Source organism: Mesorhizobium sp. B2-5-4 (assembly GCF_006441095.1).
Lineage (GTDB): Bacteria > Pseudomonadota > Alphaproteobacteria > Rhizobiales > Rhizobiaceae > Mesorhizobium > Mesorhizobium salmacidum.
In genome coordinates this window covers 204,173-221,893 of the sequence record NZ_VFUR01000001.1, presented here as the reverse complement: position 1 = coordinate 221,893, position 17,721 = coordinate 204,173, and the positions used below count along the sequence as shown (strand labels likewise).

The following is a 17,721-nucleotide window of genomic DNA, read 5'->3' as shown; positions in this document are numbered from 1 at the left end:
AAATGGACCGCCTAGCCAAGCGATTATCGGCTACCGAAACTGTCGAGAAAGCTCGCCAACAGCCGCGAAACCTCGTGTGAAGCCTCACGTGTCGGGAAGTGCCCGACCGCGTCCAGGACCACTCGTTTGTAGGGCGCCGTGAAATGCTCCTCCAGTCCTTCCGACGATGGGGGCAGTACAACACGGTCGTCGCCACCATGAAGCGTCAAGGTCGGAACCGTGATGATCTTGACCGATGTTTGCCGGCGGGCCAGCTCCGCGTAGCACGGATCGGGCTCCGCCTCACCCCAGCGAACCCGATAGGAATGCAACGTCACGTCCGGCCAATCCGGGTTGTCGAAGGATACGGCCACTTTATCGAAAATGGTGTCGTCGAACCACCCCAACGGGCTCCAGCTGTCCCATTGGAATCTGGCAAATTCCTTGCGGTTCTTTCGCACGAACTCGGCGCCGCGCGCTGTTGCCATGAACCATTGATACCAAAACGCTTTCGCCTGTTCAGGCGCCGGCGTTGCCGGTTTGCCGGGTTGCCAGCCAAGCGATAGCGCAGCGCAGCAACTGATGCGATCGGGAAAGATCGAGGCCAGGAGGTAGGCGATCCGTGCTCCCCAGTCGTGACCGACGATCGCAAAGCGGCTGAGGCCAAGCGCATCGGCAAAGTCCAGCACGTCCTGCGCCATTGCGGCAATTTCGCCGGATCGCATGGTTTCTTTCGACAGGAACGACGTCTGTCCAAAACCTCGCAGCCACGGCGAAAACGTCCGAAAGCCGGCCTCGTGAAGGACCGGCGAAATGCGCGCGTAAGTGGTCGCGTCGTCCGGCCAGCCATGCAGCAGGACGACCGGCGGACCGTCTTGCGGGCCACCATCGAGATAGGCGATGCGCAGCAGTGGCGTATCGCAAAATGAGACAGGGTTCATTTGCTCTCCGGCGCTGTTACCGGCTGGTCGCCGCCAGTCGTCGACTTGGGTCTGGCATCCTGGTCAACCTGCGGATTCTTGTTGATGGCCTCGGTGTTGGCTTTCGTCGGTTCGGTGCTGTCATCACAGGCACCGAGCGCGAGGGCAGCAGCCAACACTAGAAGCGACAAGGATTTCTTCATCGAAACCTCCTCTGGCCGATGTTCGACAACGAGGCTCTGCGAATTTGGTTGCCCGGTTTGCCGCTCGGGCGCCCGCCGATCAGCCATCCGCAAAAAGCGTTGCCGCAACGGCGATTGAGGTCAGGCTCGTCATTGCAAGGAACGCTCTGATGACGTGCGACATCTCCCACATATTCCGGAAATCTCTCCAATCACCATCTTGCTTCCGAGCGAACATCGAGAAAAACGCCACGCCCGATCTCGGCATGGCGACGTCCTGCACCCAGAAATTATTGACGGGGTGTGTGAGCAACCAATAGGTCGCGTGTTGCGCGGCCAGGAAGAATAGCGACGCGAGCGTCCACCAGAAACGAGTACTTGCAGAAGGCGTCAAATAGAGCAGGATGGCGAGCGCGAGGATGCCTCCGATTTCGGCAAAACCGCCGATCGTGAAGCCGGGATAGTAGATCGTCTGCACTGCCTTGTAGGTCGCCTCTTTCAGGCGTATTTTGCCCGGTAGCTCCAACGCATGTGCCAGCGAGAGCGCTGTTGCGATTGCAACCAGCAGGAGCGTGAAAACCATCAAGACGCGCATGCTGTTACTCTTTAACCGTGCCCTTTCGCAATCGGCATAGGGAGACGGTTAGCCGCCGCCGTAGCCGGCAGAACGCAGGGAAGTCATCGTGCAGCCGTTCGGCTATGCCACGAGCACAGGGATTGATCGACAAGACGGGTCAGGTGGGGTCGCACCGCGCGCGGTTGCGAACAGGAGACGATCCTCACCTAAGCCGCCCGGCGCGTCAGAACATGATCCTTTGCCTCAACCAGGTAAGAAACCTGTTGCCGCCAATTGTCGCGCGGACCCGAGCCGCAGCCCACCGCGCTTTCATGGTAGCGCCTACGTGACAATCGCAAACGATGTCATGCAGTTGCCAGTCGTTCAGTTCGAAGAAGCGCTTGGCCTCGCCATAGGTGTCATCCCTTAGACCCGACGCGCGCAGCATCGGGTCTTCGAAGGCAACAGTTATTGCCGACCCTTCGCCGCGTGCCATGGCGCGTGCTTCCGGATGCATGTGTTCGGTGCCTGTAAACGCGCCAAGGCATCGCTCGGGATTCTGATCGAGAAGTTCAGCCCATCGCGCGATGCGCTCATCTCGCGTCATTTCCGTATGTGGCGCCGAGGGTTCAATCCTGGCGACGGCCTGCAGTTGATCGAGTGTCTGGTGTTTCATGGTCAGCTCCTGTCGTGGAGGGAGAAGTGCCCACGCCTTCAAGGGAATTATCGCGCGGCGGTGCTTCGACAAGGGCGCAAAACCGGAGAATTCGGCCCCACCAAAATGCGGCTGGGCGGATCATAAACGCGCTGACAGCGTTCACCGAATGGAGGGCCTTTCCATAAGCCACTGATCCAGGATCAGGATGCATCCATGCTCATCCAGCCGATCGACTATTTCCTTGCCATCTGGTTCTCTGTTGCCGCTGCCTCCACTCTCTATGTCGGCTTCGACCAGTACCGCAACAATCCCGAACCGGTGGTGATGAAGTGGGGCTTCATCCTGGTGACCCTCTATATGGGCCCAATCGGCCTGCTGCTCTATGTGTTGGCCGACAAGGAACCACGACCGGGCGAGCACGAGGACTTTACACGGCCGCTGTGGAAGCAGGGCGTCGGCTCGACCATTCACTGCGTTGCCGGGGATGCGACAGGCATCATTCTGGCCGCCGTCATCACGGCGATGCTCGGCTTGCCGATGTGGCTCGATCTCGTCGTCGAATATGTCTCCGGCTTCGCCTTCGGCCTGTTCATCTTCCAGTCGCTGTTCATGAAGTCGATGATGGGCGGCACCTATTGGCAGAATGTGCGCAAGAGCTTCCTGCCTGAGTTCATCTCGATGAATTTCATGATGGCAGGAATGGCACCTGTCATGAGCTTCTTGATGATGGGACGTGACATGCGCGCGATGGAGCCGACGGAACTTCTGTTCTGGGGCGTGATGTCGATCGGCGTTATCGCCGGCTTCACGCTCGCCTATCCCGCCAATGTCTGGCTGGTGGCGCGCGGATTGAAGCATGGGCTGATGACGCTGCACCCGCAGACCACCGGAACGAGCAGCCGAGAACCGTCTGCGCACCAACGGCAAGGACGACACCACGACAAAACCTCCCACGGGGCCAAAAGCAGTGGCCACCAGATGAATTCGGACGCTACGACCACGCAGATCGCGGCCCTTGGCCTGGTGTCCTTGATCACGCTGGCGGTCGGCATGGCCGCGCCGGCGAACTGGCTGAACTTGACGCTATCGGCGCGTGACGTCGGTGGGGTGATCATGCCGCAAGGCATGATCATGGATCGCGAAACGCCGGCCGAGGCCATGCGTGACATGGCGGCAACCGATCCGCGTCGGGTGACAGCGTCCTACGATCTCGCTGCCAGAGGCGACCAGGAACTGCCGTTTCGCCTGGAGAACGGCATCAAGGTGTTCGAGCTCAGGCCGTCGGTGATCCGTTGGCAGATATTGCCCGACGTCGCGGTCGATGCCTATGCCTATAACGGACAGATTCCCGGGCCGCGCATCCACATCAGACAGGGCGACAGGGTCCGCATCAATGTCACCAATGACCTACCGGAGGAAACCACGGTGCATTGGCACGGCATGATCCTGCCGAACCAGATGGACGGCCCCGCCGAGATTACCCAGGCGCCGATCGAGCCCGGGCAATCCTATTCCTATGAATTCACCGCCACCCAGCATGGGACCTATTTCTATCATCCGCACGCCAAGCCCGACCGCACCCAGGCGCTCGGCCTCTATGGCGCGCTGATCATCGACCCCTCCAACCCCGCCGATGAGGTTCAGGCCGACCATGACTACGCGCTCGAACTACAGGAATGGCTGGTGCGCGATGGGCTGACCTATCCCTCGATGCCGATGGAAGGCGGCATGCCGAATTTTTTCACCATCAACGGCAGGGCCTATCCCTCAACCGATACGATCCACATGAAGCTCGGCGAGACGCTGAAAGTGCGTTTCATCGGCACCAATAATGGCTTTATCCATCCAATGCATATCCATGGCGGCCCCTTCGAGGTCGTTGCCCGCGATGGCGAAACACTTGCCCCGCCGGCGCGTTTCCTGGCCGATACGATCAACGTTGGGCCGGGGCAACGCTACGACGTCGTTTGGAAAGCGCGACAGCGCGGCAAATGGCTGATCCACTGCCACATTCCGCATCACACGACGAACAACAATGTCGAGGAAAAGGGCGGCGGCGGGTTGATGGTCATCATCGACGTCAGCTAATCGAGACTGAGCCGATAGCCGAACAGGTGCGCTCTGCCGACAGAGGAGCGGTCCCATGGCGACCCGGCACCCCCGCGGCAATCCGGAGGTTGCGTTCATCGCATCCTACTTCTTGATAATGTTGCCGTCGCGCAGGTCGAATGCCTCGGCGTCGCGAGCCTGGCGGTAGAAATCGTCCTGCAATTCACCCCACTCGCCGAGAAAAGCACCGCAATTGCTGCAATAAATTGGCGTCGACTCCGTGGCGTCGTCGGGAATGTCCATCTGGATCGTCCCACAAGTCTTGCAATCGAGTTTGTCGTCCAATTTGCGTGCCATTTTCCAATGATCGCGCATTTCCACACAGGAGCCAATTGTCGATTTCGTACAGAGCGGTGCCTGCGATCACCCTCTGCTTCGTTTTGATCCGGTCCAACATGCGGATCAAGCGATGGCACGTTTCCGTGCGAGCGGCTCAGACGGCAAGCTGACGTCGGTCCGATGTTTTTCGCGTTCAGGGCTTCCGGGCCGGCAGTGGTGGAGAGGGTTGGATTCGAACCAACGTAAGCTAAGCTAACGGATTTACAGTCCGTCCCCTTTAACCACTCGGGCACCTCTCCAATCTGCCGCCGCAGCCATGCAACGAGGCATTCGCGCCAATTTCGGACCCGAGTTGTGTCTTCTCCGAAACCAGCGAAGCGCCTTATGGCGGCAAGGCCAGTGGGTGTCAACCGCGCAGGAAGGGTTTTTCGATGTTGTTCGCCGGCTGCGGCGACAGGGCATATCCTTGGCGGGAGGAGACGGCTATAGAAGCCGGCCATGAGCAACAATTCCAATACCCCGAAAGACACCCACTACGCCAAGCTGCGCCGCGCCTTTCGCGACGAGAAAAGCGGCGGCGCGCCGGCGTTCAAGCCCCGGCAACCCGTGCCACCAGGCGAAAACGCGGCCGACGGGCTGGTGCGGCTCTACGGCCTGCATACGGTGCGTGCGGCACTCGACAATCCGCGCCGCCGGATCAAGAAAATGCTGGTGACGCGCAATGCGGCCGAGCGCCTTGAGATAGCCGATCTCGCCGCCTTGCCCTTCAAGGCGGAACTGGTCGAACCCAGGGACATCGACAAAGTCACCGGCTCGGACGCCGTGCATCAGGGCGTACTGATCGAGGCGGAGCCGCTGAAGCCCAAGCGCCTCGACGCACTCGGCGACACCAGGCTGGTGCTGGTGCTCGACCAGGTCACCGATCCGCACAATGTCGGCGCCATCCTGCGTTCGGCGGTGGCTTTCGGCGCCGGCGCGTTGATCACCACGGCCCGCCATAGTCCGCAGGAATCCGGCGTGCTGGCAAAATCCGCCTCCGGCGCGCTGGAGCATATCGATCAGATCGAGGTCAAGAACCTCGCCGATGCGCTGGGCCAGTTGCACGAGGCCGGCTTCCAGACCATCGGGCTTGATTCGGACGGGCCGGCGGAACTCGAAATCAGCTTTGCCGGAGACCGGATAGCGCTGGTGCTCGGCGCCGAAGGCAAGGGCCTGCGCCAGAAGACGCGCGAGACCGTGACGACGTTGGCCCGCCTCGACATGCCCGGCGCTATCCGCTCGCTCAACGTGTCGAACGCAGCGGCGGTCAGCCTTTATGCAGCGCGGGCATTTCTGAAGCGCGGCTGACTGGGAGCGGCAAGCCTCTCGCCAGGAACCAAAACGGGTTCCGGCGACGCTTGCCGGAACCCGTTCCTGGGTGAGGACAAAAGGTGACGGCTTGGGAACGTTATGCCGCCCTCTCCCGACCTATGCCGCTTTGCCTTTCACTTCGGCTGGCTCGCCACCGATCTCGAAATTCGCCATCCGCTCCAGCGCCCTCACCAGCGCGGAATGATCTTCCTTCGCGCCGCCATTGGCCGCACAGGAATTGAACAGCTGCTGGGTGGTCGAGGTGTTGGGCAGTGACACACCGAGCGCCTTCGCACCCTCCATTGCCAGGTTGAGATCCTTCTGGTGCAGTTCGATGCGGAAACCCGGAGCGAAGGTGCGCTTGACCATGCGCTCGCCATGCACTTCGAGGATGCGTGACGCTGCCAGCCCGCCCATCAGCGCCTGCCTGACTTTGGCCGGATCGGCGCCGGCTTTCGATGCAAAAACAAGTGCTTCGGCGACGGCTTCAATGGTTAGCGCGACGACGATCTGGTTGGCGACCTTGGTGGTCTGGCCGACACCGTTCGGCCCGACCAGCGTGATGTTCTTGCCCATCTTTTCGAAAACCGGTTTCGCACGCTCGAAGATCTTTTCGTCGCCGCCGACCATGATGCTGAGGGATGCTGCCTTGGCGCCGACCTCACCGCCCGAAACCGGCGCATCGAGATAGGCGCAACCGAGATCGTTGATCCTTTTTGCGAATTCCTTTGTCTCGATCGGCGAGATCGAACTCATGTCGATGACGAGTTTGCCCTTGGTCAGGCCGGACGCGACGCCATTCTGACCGAACAGCACCTCGGCCACCTGTGGGGTATCCGGCACCATGGTGATGATGATCTCGGCGGCCTTGGCCACGGCGGCATGGCCGGCAACCGTCTTCAGGCCCTTGGCAATGAGATCGGCCGGCGGCTTGGAGCGGTGGTCGCTGGCGATGACGCTGTAGCCGGCGTCGAGCAGATGCCCCGCCATAGGCGCGCCCATGATGCCGAGGCCGATAAAGCCGATAATTTCCATTGTTTCTCTCCGTCTCTGTCAGGGCAGCGTGCCGTGGCGCGAAATTCCCACTACGCCGCCGCGCTTCCCCGCCCGGTCAGTTCCCTGAACCAACCCAGTCCGGTTTCCGTCCCCGCCTTCGGCTTGTATTCCGCCCCCACCCAGCCGGAATAGCCAATCCGATCGATATGGTCGTAAAGGAAAGGATAATTGATCTCGCCCGTCCCCGGCTCGTGACGACCGGGATTGTCCGCAAGCTGGATATGCGCGATGCGGCCGAGGTTTGCCTCGATTTTACGGGCGAGATCCCCCTCCATGATCTGCATGTGATAGATGTCGTATTGCAGGTACAGGTTCTTCGAGCCGACGCGGTCGATCAGGGCCAGCGCCTGGTCGGAATAGTTCAGGAAGAAGCCGGGAATATCGCGCGTATTGATTGGTTCGATCAGCAGCTTGATGCCGGCCTGCTCCAGCTTCTCCGCCGCGAAGGCGAGATTTTCGGCAAAGACATTTCCAAGCGTATCCCGTGCAATGCCCTGCGGCGCGATGCCGGCGAGGCAGTTGACCTGCCCGCAGCCAAGCGCCTGCGCATAGGTGATCGCCTTGGCAATGCCCTGGCGGAATTCCGGCACCCGATCCGGCAGCACGGCGATGCCGCGCTCGCCCTTGGCCCAGTCACCCGCCGGCAGGTTGAACAGCACTTGCGTCAGGTCGTTCTTCTTCAGTCGTGCGGCCACCACATCGGGCGCGTGATCATAAGGGCCGACATATTCGACGCCCTTGAAGCCGGCGCGGGCGGCGGCATCGAAACGGTCGAGGAAATCATGCTCGCCAAAGAGCATCGACAGATTGGCTGAAAACCGCGGCATTCCTTTTCTCCCTGGGGCATCGGACTCAAAAGTGGAAACCGGTTTTGGGATAATCCGATGTTCAAACAAAAATTAGTCGAGCATCACGATCGCGGTCGGCGCGTCTTCCTGACGTTCGGCAAGGTCCTCGAATTCGGTGATCTTGTCGATCTCGGTGCCCATCGAGATGTTGGTGACCCGTTCGAGAATGAATTCGAGCACGACCGGAACCTGGTGTTCCCTCATCAATCGCTCCGCTTGTTTGAAAGCGCCGGCGAATTCCTCCGGCTTGCGCACCCTGATCGCCTTGCAGCCCATCGCCTCGGCGACGGCGACATGGTCGACGCCGTAGCCGGCCTCGGGATCGCCGGTACGGTTGATGTTCTCGAAGGCGAGGCTGACCTCATAATCCATCGAGAAACCGCGCTGGGCCTGGCGGATCAGGCCGAGATAAGCATTGTTCACGACGACGTGGATGTAGGGCAGCTTGTGCTGCGCGCCGACCGCCAGTTCCTCGATCATGAACTGGAAATCATAGTCGCCCGACAGCGCGACGATGGTGCGGTCTGGATCGGCGGCGCGGACGCCAAGTGCTGCCGGCAGTGTCCAGCCGAGCGGACCGGCCTGGCCGCAATTGATCCAGTTGCGCGGCTTGTAGACATGCAGGAACTGCGCCCCGGCAATCTGCGACAGGCCGATTGTGGTGACATAGGTAACGTCACGGCCGAACGCCTTGTTCATCTCCTCATAGACACGCTGCGGCTTCAGCGGCACCTGGTCGAAATGCGTCTTGCGCTTCATCGTCTTCTTGCGGCCCTGGCATTCCTTGGCCCAGTCCGACCAGTCGCGCAGCCTGCCCGCCGTCTTCCACTCGGTGGCAACGTCGAGCAGCATCTTCAGCGCCGCGCCCGCATCGGAGACGACGCCGAGATCGGGCGCGAAGACACGGCCTATTTGAGTGGGTTCGATGTCGACATGGATGAATTTCCTGCCGTTGGTGTAGACGTCGACTGAGCCGGTGTGGCGGTTGGCCCAGCGGTTGCCGATGCCGAAAACGAAATCGGCTTCCAACATGGTGGCGTTGCCGTAGCGGTGCGAAGTCTGCAGCCCGCACATACCGGCCATCAGCCGGTGATCGTCGGGGATCGTGCCCCAGCCCATCAGCGTCGGGATCACCGGAACGCCCGTGATCTCGGCAAATTCGATCAGCAGGTCGGAGGCGTCGGCATTGATGATGCCGCCGCCGGCGACGATCAGCGGCTTCTCGGCCGCGTTGAGCATCGCCAGCGCCTTTTCGGCTTGGGCGCGTGTCATCGCCGGCTTGAATGGAGCCAGCGGCTCATAGGCATCGATGTCGAACTCGATCTCGGCCAGCTGGACGTCGACCGGCAGGTCGATCAGCACCGGACCCGGCCGCGACGAGCGCATCAGATGGAACGCCTTCTGCAGCGCCATCGGCACCAGATAGGGCTCCATGACCGTCACCGCCCATTTGGCGACGGGCGCGGCGATGGCGGCGATGTCGACAGCCTGGAAATCCTCCTTGTTGAGGCGCGCGCGCGGCGCCTGTCCGGTGATGCACAGGATCGGAATGGAATCGGCCGCGGCCGAATAGAGCCCGGTGATCATATCGGTGCCGGCCGGCCCCGAAGTGCCAATACAGAGACCGATATTGCTTGCCTTGGCGCGGGTATAGCCTTCGGCCATATGCGAGGCGCCCTCGACGTGGCGGGCAAGGACATGGCGGATGGTGCCCCTCGCCTTCATCGCCGAATACAGCGGATTGATCGCCGCGCCCGGCACGCCGAAGGCACAGGAAATGCCTTCCTTTTCGAGAACGAGAACAGCGGCATCGACAGCGCGCATCCTTGCCATTTCCAGCCTCCACGAGATGATTGTTGGATGGCTAAGGATGTCACCGGGCCGGCTATTTTTCAATTTTTCCAGAATATTTTTTCATTTTGAGAAAACGATGACTATTCACTGATTTCATTGACTTTTCTCTTTTCCAGGGATTTGCGCTCGGGAATTCCTGAAAAACTTTTTCATTGCATCTTGGAAGAAACGCCCGAGAATGCCGGCCATGGAAACGAACGAAAAACGTCAGCGCGGGCGTCCGCGCTCCTTCAATGGTCCGGCCGAAGCTGCCTCGGTGCAGTCGCTCGACCGTGCCTTGCGCATTCTGGCCATTGTCGCGGAAGGCAGCGGTCTGTCGCTGAGCGAGATATCGGCGCAAAGCGGGCTCGCCGCCTCCACCGCCTACCGCATGCTGACGACGCTCGAAAACCACGGCATGGTCGAGTTCGATACATCAGACCAGCTCTGGTCGATCGGTGTCGAGACCTACCGCATGGGCGCGGCGTTCCTGCGCCGCCGCAAGCTTGTGGATCGTGCCCGCATCGTCATGCAGGAACTGATGGAGAAGACCGGCGAGACCGCCAATCTCGGCGTCGCCGAGGACGACTGCGTGGTTTTCGTCAGCCAAGTCGAAACACACCAGGCGATCCGCGCCTTCTTTCGGCCGGGAACGCGCAGTCCCTTCCATGCCTCGGGCATCGGCAAGGCGGTGCTGGCGCATCTCGAACCGGAGCGCGTCGGAGCCATCCTGCGCAAGGTGGGCCTGCAGCGCTATACGGACAAGACCCTTTCCGACATCTCCTCCCTCGCCCATGATCTGGCGGCCACCAAGCATCGCGGCTGGTCGGTAGACGACGAGGAGCGCCACCCCGGCATGCGTTGTGTCGCCGCCGCCATTTTCAACGAGTATGGCGAACCGATCGGCGGCGTTTCCGTTTCCGGACCGACGGTGCGGGTCACGCCCGACCGACTGGCCGAGATCGGCCCGCTTGTGCGCGACGCCGCGATCCAGGTGACCAAGATGATAGGCGGCGTGACGGTCAGTTGATCACCAAGCGCATGGCAAGGTGTTTGGAGCCGCATGTCCGACATGGCGCGCGCTGAATAAAATTGGCCGTCTTGCCGTGGCGCCCGAATGCATGCGACAGGGCGCGAATGAGGAAAATGGTTCAGCTTCTGCTCGCCGCTTCGCTTTGCGGATGCGTGGCGACGACGCCACGACCCGATACCGGCGGCCAGCGGGTCAATCCCATCCCGATCTCACTCGCGCTGGAAGAGATCATCACGACCGGTATCCGCCAGCGCCTGCTGGATTCGGCTTCCGCCAGATTCGGGACCATGCTCGCCGGCGAGCGAACGCTTGACGGCCGCCAGGAGATCGTGGTCTGCGGCACCGTTAACGCCAAGACCTCGCCTGGCGTCGATGGCGGCGACAAGCCATTCATCGCCAAAGTCTATCCGCAAGCCGCAAGCAGCTTTGAACTGGTCGCGATGGGCGACGATACGGAGGCTGCCCGGCTTCAAATTGGCGGCTCCTGCCGCGCGGCCGGTTTGCCGATCCTCGACCCGAAGACGCACCTCTAGAAGACGGCCTCCAAACGACGAAGAGGGGCTGCCTCGCAACCCCTCTTTCCTGTCGCCCGCCTCCCCTCTTTCCTGTCGCCCGCCTCCCCTCAGAGTCGGCAGTAATGGCTGTAGCCGTCATGGCCGATATAGGTATCGGAATCCGGGTCGTAGCTCGCGTAACGGTCGAAGCAGCGGCGGACGTGCCAGGAACCGCCATCTTCGTCGGTATAGACCGTACGCGGTTGCTGCTGGGCAAGCAGGCTGCCGAGGACGAAGCCGCCGACGCCGGCGGCGATGCCGATGCCGAGGTCGTGGTGATGCGAGTGAGCCGCCGATGGCTGGACGGTGCCGACCAAAGCGGTGGCGGCGACGGTGGTGGCGATGAGGCTGGAAACGAGTGTGCGCTTGAACATGATGATCTCCTTGCTTCGTTAACCGAGGCGATCCATCCGCCTCTTGATCATCTGTCGCCGCGGCATTGAAAAAGGTTCGACGGGGTTTGATTTTTTTTCGGGGAAGCTGGGATCCGCTGCCTGAAGGCGCGGCGGCCCCGCCGGCGTTGATCATCCAGATTCCGGCGCTTCAGGCACCTTGCGCTCAATCGCATCATCGGCCGTGACGGCGACAGATCGATGCAAAAAGGGCGGCCGAAGCCGCCCTTTTCTGGATTGGTTTTCAATCACGCCGTCAGGCTGCGCTCAGTAGATGATGATGCGGTGGTGGTGATGACGGTGATGATGATGGCCATAGATCCACCAGTAATCCGGGTAGTCCGGGTAATCCTGATAGTAGAGGTAGTCGTCGAAATGACGATGATGGTGATGCATGCCATGAGCCGACGAAGACTGGACGGTGCCGGCGAGCGCGCCGGATGCAACGACGATGGCGACGAGGCCGGAAACAAGACTGCGTTTAAGCATAATGATCTCCTGGATCCTTTGATCGAGGCGACCATTCGCCTCCAAGGATCAGTCGGCGCGCCGCGGCGAAAGGTTCGACAGTTCCAGAGATTTTTTTGAAACACGGTGGGCGTGTAGTGAGCAGGCAGTTCGCGCCATGACCACTTTACTCACCACGGGCTCAGCCCATGCCGGTGATATGGCGAAGCCAGAAGGCAAGCGCGATGAAACCGATGATCGTTGTGACGCCCGTCCAGTCGACATTGGCCTTCTTCACATCGCTGATGAGCTTCACCAGCAGCATCCACGCCACGATGACGATAGGGAGAATGATGACAAGCCTTATCATGCGACACTCCAATCCGAAGCGATTGCACCCTCATCCTCATGTAGGAAGCGCGTTTGCGGATTTCAGCACGGGCCATGGCGTCATCCACCACGGCCGACGCCCAAAAACGGAGTTTTGTCTTTACTGGCGCAACAAATATGCTAACCGGAGCGCCGTGCCCTTGTAGCTCAGCTGGTAGAGCAGCGGTTTTGTAAACCGAAGGTCGGCGGTTCGATTCCGTCCGGGGGCACCAGCCTTCGCTCTTCGAGCTCCGGGTGGCGGGCCACCCCAAGCCCTTAGAAGCAGGTCCTCCGAAACCCCGGTGTAGAGCGATTACGAGCGCCGCCACTCTCTATGAGGCGCTCGCGATTTGGGCCGACACGTTCGTCCTGGTGAACGTATTCCTCACCCTCACAGACTTGTAGACATAAGCAGCCCAGATGCCGACCCCCACGAAAGACGCGAGGGGTGCCACCAGCGCATCGCCTGCGAGCACCTGGTTCACCGGAACGCCCAGAATTGACGAAGTCCAGATCGTATCCAGGACAAAAACGACAGGGATCGCAAGGCACTGAAGCAGAAACAGTTGCGGGAACCGGCGGCTTCGCCGCAGCATCGAAACCAGCACAACCAGCTGAAGCGCCAGAAATGCGAGATTGAGGGCAACCTCCCCATACACCGCCAGCGGCCCATTTGGGAGAGTCATGAGTTGCCGGTAGCCGTCGGTCGAATTGGCGAAGTCGGCGAGCGTGCGCAGCGGTGACAATGTCTGACCGATCGCCAGCAGCATCAGCCAGCCACCGAAGCCCACAAGAGCCTCAGGATTCTGTGACGGCTTCGCGGCTGACCGGACAGCAAAGAAAACAGGCACGCCGATCAGCAGCAGCACGATCACCCAATGCCAGATGGAAAACGTTCCCATTTATTCCCCCCTTTTTAATACCCTTATAAGTTGTATCATATTTCAAGTTAAACTCAAGAGCTGAATTTTTCGTAGACAACGATACCGAAGCGACGATTTCTCCTGCCTGCTCCCTCACACCCCGATCGCCGCCGCCAATATCCTGCTCTGTCCCGGAAGCGGCAGGCTGCCATCTGCGGGAACACTCCTGAGAAACCGCTAGCGCCGCCGGGCGTCGGCGAAGACTTGGTTGGTGCAGGATCGATGAGCCTATTTTGGCGGCCTACAGCGCTCTTTGCGGGCAAGGCATCCCGGCGGCATCACCGCAGCGTGAGGCCGTGGGGATCGGCCTGGCGCTCATTTGTTCCGACTGGCGCACCAGTTCGGCGAAGACAAGCGCAAAACTTCCCAACATGACAAAGACGATGATCAGGCGTGCTACCGGCAATATGTCGGCCTCGTCTGGCTGGCGCATGTCCCCCGGCATCAGGATCCGCGGGATCACGCGCACAAATCTAACGTGCCGCAGCGCCCTTGCGTCCTGAAGGATAAGGTAGATGCTGCGGGCGCCCCACGCCACCCATGCCGGCTAACATGATCGGTCCGGCTTTACGAGACCTTAAGCCTGGCATTAACCATCACATTCGGTCGCGCCACGACATCAACCGCGACCGCCCCATGCGGCGGCACTGCCGCACCGTCGCTCCGTGAACCGGCAGAGGCTCTCTTTGCAGACCCGCCCGCCTCATGCTACCCCGGCGCTGGCGCGGCCGGAACCTGCCGGCGCCAATCGGTCGCGATCGGGAAGCCATGAGCACAGCCAACAGCATCGCTTTCGTCTCGTCCGAGACAACAGACGCCAAGGCGGCGCTGGAGAGCCTGTCGGCGCGCTATGGCCAATGTTCGGTCGCCGAGGCGACTGTTGTGGTGGCGCTGGGTGGCGACGGCTTCCTGTTGCAGACCTTGCGCGACACGATGGGTACGGGAAAAAAAGTCTACGGTATGAACCGTGGCACAATCGGCTTCCTGATGAATGAGTACCGGTCGGGAGGACTCACCGAGCGCATCGCGGCCGCTGTCGCCGAAACGATCCGCCCGCTGGAGATGCTGGCAACCACCTCGGATGGCGAACAAGTCACGGCGCTCGCGATCAACGAAGTTGCGCTGTGGCGTCAATCCTATCAGACGGCCAAGATCCGCATCAGCGTCGATGACCAGATACGGCTCGAGGAACTGAACTGCGATGGCGTCATGATCGCGACGCCAGCCGGATCGACCGCATATAATCTTTCCGCGCACGGCCCTATCCTTCCGCTCGACGCGCCCCTTTTGGCTCTCACGCCGGTCAGCCCGTTTCGTCCGCGACGCTGGCGCGGCGCATTGCTTTCCAACAAGGCGACCGTGCGCTTCGACATTCTGGAGTCGGAAAAGCGGCCGGTGAACGCAGCCGCCGACCACACGGAGGTCAAGGCGGTGACCTCGGTCACGGTACGGGAATCGCCGACTGCCACCGCGACTTTGCTATTCGATCCCAACCACTCCTGGAACGAACGCATCCTGGCCGAACAGTTCCGTTACTGAGCCGGCACAGAGACAAGCGGCCGGATTAAGCATCGCGATTAAGGTTACAACTTCACAATCGCGCCAATCCTGCCCGTTTCTGTTGACAAATCGTGGGCTTGCGCCTAATCGCAATACCAATCTTGCAGGCGCGTGGCGCTTGCCGCGACGAATGACGTTGCGCTTCCCCGAACCAGCCAAAGACAGCAACACTTGTCCTCAGACACGACGATCGCTCAAGAAGCGTTGACCTTTTCAGACCTCGGCCTATCGCCGAAGGTGCTTTCCGCAGTCACCGATGCCGGCTACACCCAGCCGACCCCGATCCAAGCTGGCGCGATCCCGCACGCCTTGCTCGGCAAGGACGTGCTGGGCATTGCCCAGACCGGCACCGGCAAGACCGCCTCCTTCGTGCTGCCGATGCTGACCCGGCTCGAAAAGGGCCGCGCCCGCGCCCGCATGCCGCGCACGCTGATCCTGGAGCCGACGCGTGAGCTTGCCGCGCAGGTCGAAGAGAACTTCGTCAAATACGGCAAGAACCACAAGCTCAACATCGCGCTGCTGATCGGCGGCGTGTCGTTTGACGAGCAGGACAAGAAGCTGGAGCGCGGCGCCGACGTGCTGATCGCTACGCCAGGCCGTCTGCTCGACCACCGCGAGCGCGGCAAGCTGTTGCTCAACGGTGTCGAGATCCTGGTCATAGACGAGGCCGACCGTATGCTCGACATGGGTTTCATTCCCGACATCGAGCGTATCTGCGAGATGATCCCTTTCACCCGGCAGACGCTGTTCTTCTCGGCGACCATGCCGCCAGAGATCACCAAGCTGACGGAAAAATTCCTGCATGCACCGGTGCGCGTCGAGGTCTCCAAGGCCGCGTCGGCGGCTACCAACATCACCCAGCGGCTGGTCAAATCGGGCTCGAAGCCTTGGGACAAGCGCGAAACACTGCGCAACCTGATCAAGGCCGAGGACGCGGAGCTGAAGAACGCGATCATCTTCTGTAATCGCAAGATCGAGGTTTCGGAGCTGTTCCGCTCGCTGCTGAAATATGACTTCGACGCCGGTGCGCTGCATGGCGACATGGACCAGCGCGCGCGCATGCAGATGCTGGCCAATTTCCGCGACGGCAAGCTGCGCTATCTCGTCGCCTCGGACGTCGCCGCGCGCGGCCTCGACATTCCCGATGTCAGCCATGTCTTCAACTACGACGTGCCGATCCATGCCGAGGACTATGTCCACCGCATCGGCCGCACAGGCCGCGCCGGGCGCTCGGGCAAGTCCTTCACCATCGCGACCAAGTCCGACACCAAGTATATCGACGCCATCGAACGGCTGATCGGCACCAAGATCGAATGGCATGACGGCGACCTGTCGACGGTGGTTGCCAGCGAAGGCGAGGACGATGCTCCGCGCCGCGGCAAAGGCGCGCCGCGCCGCGCCGGCCGCAAGGACGAGGACCGCAGCGACAGGGGCGGACGCAAGAAGGGCGGCGAGCGTCGCGGCAGACACAGCGAGGAAGATGCCGCGACCGCGGTTGCTCAACCGCAGCCCGATGTGGCCGAGACGGCCGATATTGTCGAACGGCGCGCGCGCAAGGATGCAATCCGTTCGGAAAACACCGAACGCAAATCATCCGACCGCAATGAGCCGCGCGCACCTGAGCGTGGTGACACCAGGCCGCAGCGCAGCAACAACCGCCCTGCCCGCCACCATCAGGAAGACAACGACACCACAGTCGGCTTCGGCGACGACATGCCGGCCTTCATGCGCATCGTCGCCAAGGTCTGATTCCAACCAGCAAGCCGGCTACCCGGCTTGCCTCCTTTTTTGCCCTGCCGCCAAGAGCAATTCGAGGAAAAGCCGCCTAGCGCTTTTCCGTCCGGAATTGCGTGGAAACGAAGCATTGGCGCGGTTCGGCAATTCTATTGGACGCTGGTCCGCTCCAGGTCACATCGGTCCGGGCATCATCTTGGTCGGTTTCTCCAGCATCGGAAACTCGGCCTTGTTGCATTTCACCTTCGGATTCGTCGGACTGAACATGCCGTTCGGATTGTCATCGAGCCAGGCGTGAAGATCGTAGTGGACGAACTCCTTCGGGATGAGCGGATAGTGCCCCTCCATCGGGCCCATGAAGGTTTGACCAAACAGCTTTGGTGGCTCCTTGACGTCCGGCGTCAGCGGCACCAGCCACTCCACCCCAACCAAATGCAGGCCTTTTTTCGTTGGTTCGTAGATCAACACATTGGGATGCATCGGATCTAGTTTCTGGCCGACACTTGGAACGTTGACGAAATGGATGCCCATGGCGCCCTTCGGATAATCCATGGAGCCGGGTATCTTTTCTCCGCTGTAATAGACGCAGCCGACTGTCGACAGGTAGAGATCGCGGACGGCGGCGGTGTAGTCCTGATATTTGGCGAGCGATTTCTTCAACGCGTCGATGTCGGCCTTGTTGGCGTCCTCGGCATGAGCCGTAGCGAGGCCTAACCATGCACCTACAACGCTTGTCAAAGCGAGGACGCCGCAGCGCCCAAGACTGGCTGTTCTTGTCATGCATTCCTCCCAGATTTCATGATCTGGCCGTGCAAGACCGAGGCGGCAAAGATGTTGATTGCGCGGCCGATTAAACCGCCCCATCCCCTCTGGAACAGCGTCAATGCTAATCCTTTCCACGGCTGCGGAAAAGCACTTATTAGATATTGCTAATTTTAT

The 17,721-nt window shown here is 60.8% G+C and carries 20 protein-coding genes and 2 tRNA genes; 7 read left to right on the top strand and 15 right to left on the bottom strand.

Translation table 11 applies throughout. From position 1 onward, the window contains the following. Positions 1–23: 23 nt before the first annotated feature. The 4 genes from FJ492_RS01080 to FJ492_RS01065 all read right to left on the bottom strand — a co-directional run bounded on the left by FJ492_RS01080 (position 24) and on the right by FJ492_RS01065 (position 2,313). Positions 24–920 carry an alpha/beta hydrolase gene (locus tag FJ492_RS01080; RefSeq protein WP_140768102.1) on the bottom strand — a complete coding sequence of 299 codons (897 nt, stop codon included), beginning with the start codon at positions 918–920 and terminating at the stop codon, positions 24–26. Beyond that, the gene (locus tag FJ492_RS01075) at positions 917–1,102 is read right to left on the bottom strand and encodes a hypothetical protein (RefSeq protein WP_140768100.1); all 186 of its coding nucleotides are present in this window, start codon (positions 1,100–1,102) and stop codon (positions 917–919) included. Before FJ492_RS01075 ends, FJ492_RS01080 begins: the two co-directional genes overlap by 4 nt. A gap of 79 nt (positions 1,103–1,181) precedes the next feature. Next, positions 1,182–1,676, bottom strand: a complete 495-nt coding sequence (locus tag FJ492_RS01070; RefSeq protein ID WP_140508847.1) for a DUF1772 domain-containing protein — start codon at positions 1,674–1,676, stop codon at positions 1,182–1,184. Positions 1,677–1,881: 205 nt separating this feature from the next. After that, positions 1,882–2,313, bottom strand: coding sequence for a hypothetical protein (locus FJ492_RS01065; protein ID WP_140711492.1), 432 nt, complete (start codon positions 2,311–2,313; stop codon positions 1,882–1,884). 195 nt (positions 2,314–2,508) lie between these two features. Here FJ492_RS01065 and FJ492_RS01060 point away from each other — a divergent pair, with 195 nt between their 5' ends. After that, positions 2,509–4,383, top strand: coding sequence for a DUF4396 domain-containing protein (locus FJ492_RS01060; RefSeq protein ID WP_140751199.1), 1,875 nt, complete (start codon positions 2,509–2,511; stop codon positions 4,381–4,383). 105 nt (positions 4,384–4,488) lie between these two features. Here the strand turns inward: FJ492_RS01060 and FJ492_RS01055 are convergent, their stop codons facing one another. Together FJ492_RS01055 and FJ492_RS01050 are read right to left on the bottom strand one after the other, a co-directional pair. Continuing rightward, positions 4,489–4,701 carry a hypothetical protein gene (locus tag FJ492_RS01055; protein ID WP_181166063.1) on the bottom strand — a complete coding sequence of 71 codons (213 nt, stop codon included), beginning with the start codon at positions 4,699–4,701 and terminating at the stop codon, positions 4,489–4,491. A gap of 196 nt (positions 4,702–4,897) precedes the next feature. Next, positions 4,898–4,982 (bottom strand) — tRNA-Tyr (locus tag FJ492_RS01050). A gap of 199 nt (positions 4,983–5,181) precedes the next feature. On the opposite strand from FJ492_RS01050, the gene FJ492_RS01045 reads away from it, so the two are divergent. After that, a complete protein-coding gene (locus tag FJ492_RS01045; protein ID WP_140508841.1) occupies positions 5,182–6,030 on the top strand; it encodes an RNA methyltransferase in 849 nt (282 codons plus the stop codon). 120 nt (positions 6,031–6,150) lie between these two features. Here the strand turns inward: FJ492_RS01045 and FJ492_RS01040 are convergent, their stop codons facing one another. The 3 genes from FJ492_RS01040 to gcl form a co-directional block, all read right to left on the bottom strand. Then, positions 6,151–7,068 carry a 2-hydroxy-3-oxopropionate reductase gene (locus tag FJ492_RS01040; protein WP_140768097.1) on the bottom strand — a complete coding sequence of 306 codons (918 nt, stop codon included), beginning with the start codon at positions 7,066–7,068 and terminating at the stop codon, positions 6,151–6,153. A 50-nt stretch (positions 7,069–7,118) separates the two neighbouring features. Continuing rightward, a complete protein-coding gene (gene otnI / locus FJ492_RS01035; protein WP_140768095.1) occupies positions 7,119–7,916 on the bottom strand; it encodes a 2-oxo-tetronate isomerase in 798 nt (265 codons plus the stop codon). 72 nt (positions 7,917–7,988) lie between these two features. Then, complete coding sequence (gene gcl, locus FJ492_RS01030) at positions 7,989–9,770, bottom strand: glyoxylate carboligase (protein ID WP_140768093.1); 1,782 nt, start codon at positions 9,768–9,770, stop codon at positions 7,989–7,991. Positions 9,771–9,978: 208 nt separating this feature from the next. On the opposite strand from gcl, the gene bhcR reads away from it, so the two are divergent. Next, complete coding sequence (gene bhcR / locus FJ492_RS01025) at positions 9,979–10,800, top strand: HTH-type transcriptional regulator BhcR (RefSeq protein ID WP_140508833.1); 822 nt, start codon at positions 9,979–9,981, stop codon at positions 10,798–10,800. A gap of 116 nt (positions 10,801–10,916) precedes the next feature. Beyond that, on the top strand, positions 10,917–11,336 hold the full coding sequence (locus FJ492_RS01020) for a hypothetical protein (RefSeq protein ID WP_246672579.1): 420 nt from the start codon (positions 10,917–10,919) through the stop codon (positions 11,334–11,336). Positions 11,337–11,425: 89 nt separating this feature from the next. Here FJ492_RS01020 and FJ492_RS01015 read toward each other — a convergent pair whose 3' ends face one another. From FJ492_RS01015 to FJ492_RS01005, 3 genes are all read right to left on the bottom strand, one after another. Next, on the bottom strand, positions 11,426–11,731 hold the full coding sequence (locus FJ492_RS01015; RefSeq protein ID WP_140508829.1) for a BA14K family protein: 306 nt from the start codon (positions 11,729–11,731) through the stop codon (positions 11,426–11,428). Between the two features lie 285 nt (positions 11,732–12,016). Then, positions 12,017–12,238: a hypothetical protein gene (locus FJ492_RS01010; RefSeq protein WP_140508827.1), complete on the bottom strand. Its 222-nt coding sequence runs from the start codon at positions 12,236–12,238 to the stop codon at positions 12,017–12,019. Positions 12,239–12,398: 160 nt separating this feature from the next. Continuing rightward, positions 12,399–12,566 carry a hypothetical protein gene (locus FJ492_RS01005; protein ID WP_140508825.1) on the bottom strand — a complete coding sequence of 56 codons (168 nt, stop codon included), beginning with the start codon at positions 12,564–12,566 and terminating at the stop codon, positions 12,399–12,401. 156 nt (positions 12,567–12,722) lie between these two features. On the opposite strand from FJ492_RS01005, the gene FJ492_RS01000 reads away from it, so the two are divergent. Further along, positions 12,723–12,798: transfer RNA gene (locus tag FJ492_RS01000), tRNA-Thr, on the top strand. Between the two features lie 99 nt (positions 12,799–12,897). Here FJ492_RS01000 and FJ492_RS00995 read toward each other — a convergent pair. Beyond that, a complete protein-coding gene (locus tag FJ492_RS00995) occupies positions 12,898–13,467 on the bottom strand; it encodes a DUF2569 family protein (RefSeq protein ID WP_140751210.1) in 570 nt (189 codons plus the stop codon). A 262-nt stretch (positions 13,468–13,729) separates the two neighbouring features. Further along, positions 13,730–13,951, bottom strand: coding sequence for a hypothetical protein (locus FJ492_RS00990; protein WP_246675846.1), 222 nt, complete (start codon positions 13,949–13,951; stop codon positions 13,730–13,732). A 305-nt stretch (positions 13,952–14,256) separates the two neighbouring features. On the opposite strand from FJ492_RS00990, the gene FJ492_RS00985 reads away from it, so the two are divergent. Beyond that, entirely contained in the window at positions 14,257–15,027 is a 771-nt protein-coding gene (locus FJ492_RS00985) for an NAD kinase (RefSeq protein WP_140751212.1), read from the top strand. A 192-nt stretch (positions 15,028–15,219) separates the two neighbouring features. Further along, positions 15,220–16,797 carry a DEAD/DEAH box helicase gene (locus FJ492_RS00980; RefSeq protein ID WP_181166054.1) on the top strand — a complete coding sequence of 526 codons (1,578 nt, stop codon included), beginning with the start codon at positions 15,220–15,222 and terminating at the stop codon, positions 16,795–16,797. Between the two features lie 159 nt (positions 16,798–16,956). Here FJ492_RS00980 and FJ492_RS00975 read toward each other — a convergent pair whose 3' ends face one another. Next, the gene (locus tag FJ492_RS00975) at positions 16,957–17,562 is read right to left on the bottom strand and encodes a hypothetical protein (protein ID WP_140768091.1); all 606 of its coding nucleotides are present in this window, start codon (positions 17,560–17,562) and stop codon (positions 16,957–16,959) included. Between the last annotated feature and the right edge of the window lie 159 nt (positions 17,563–17,721).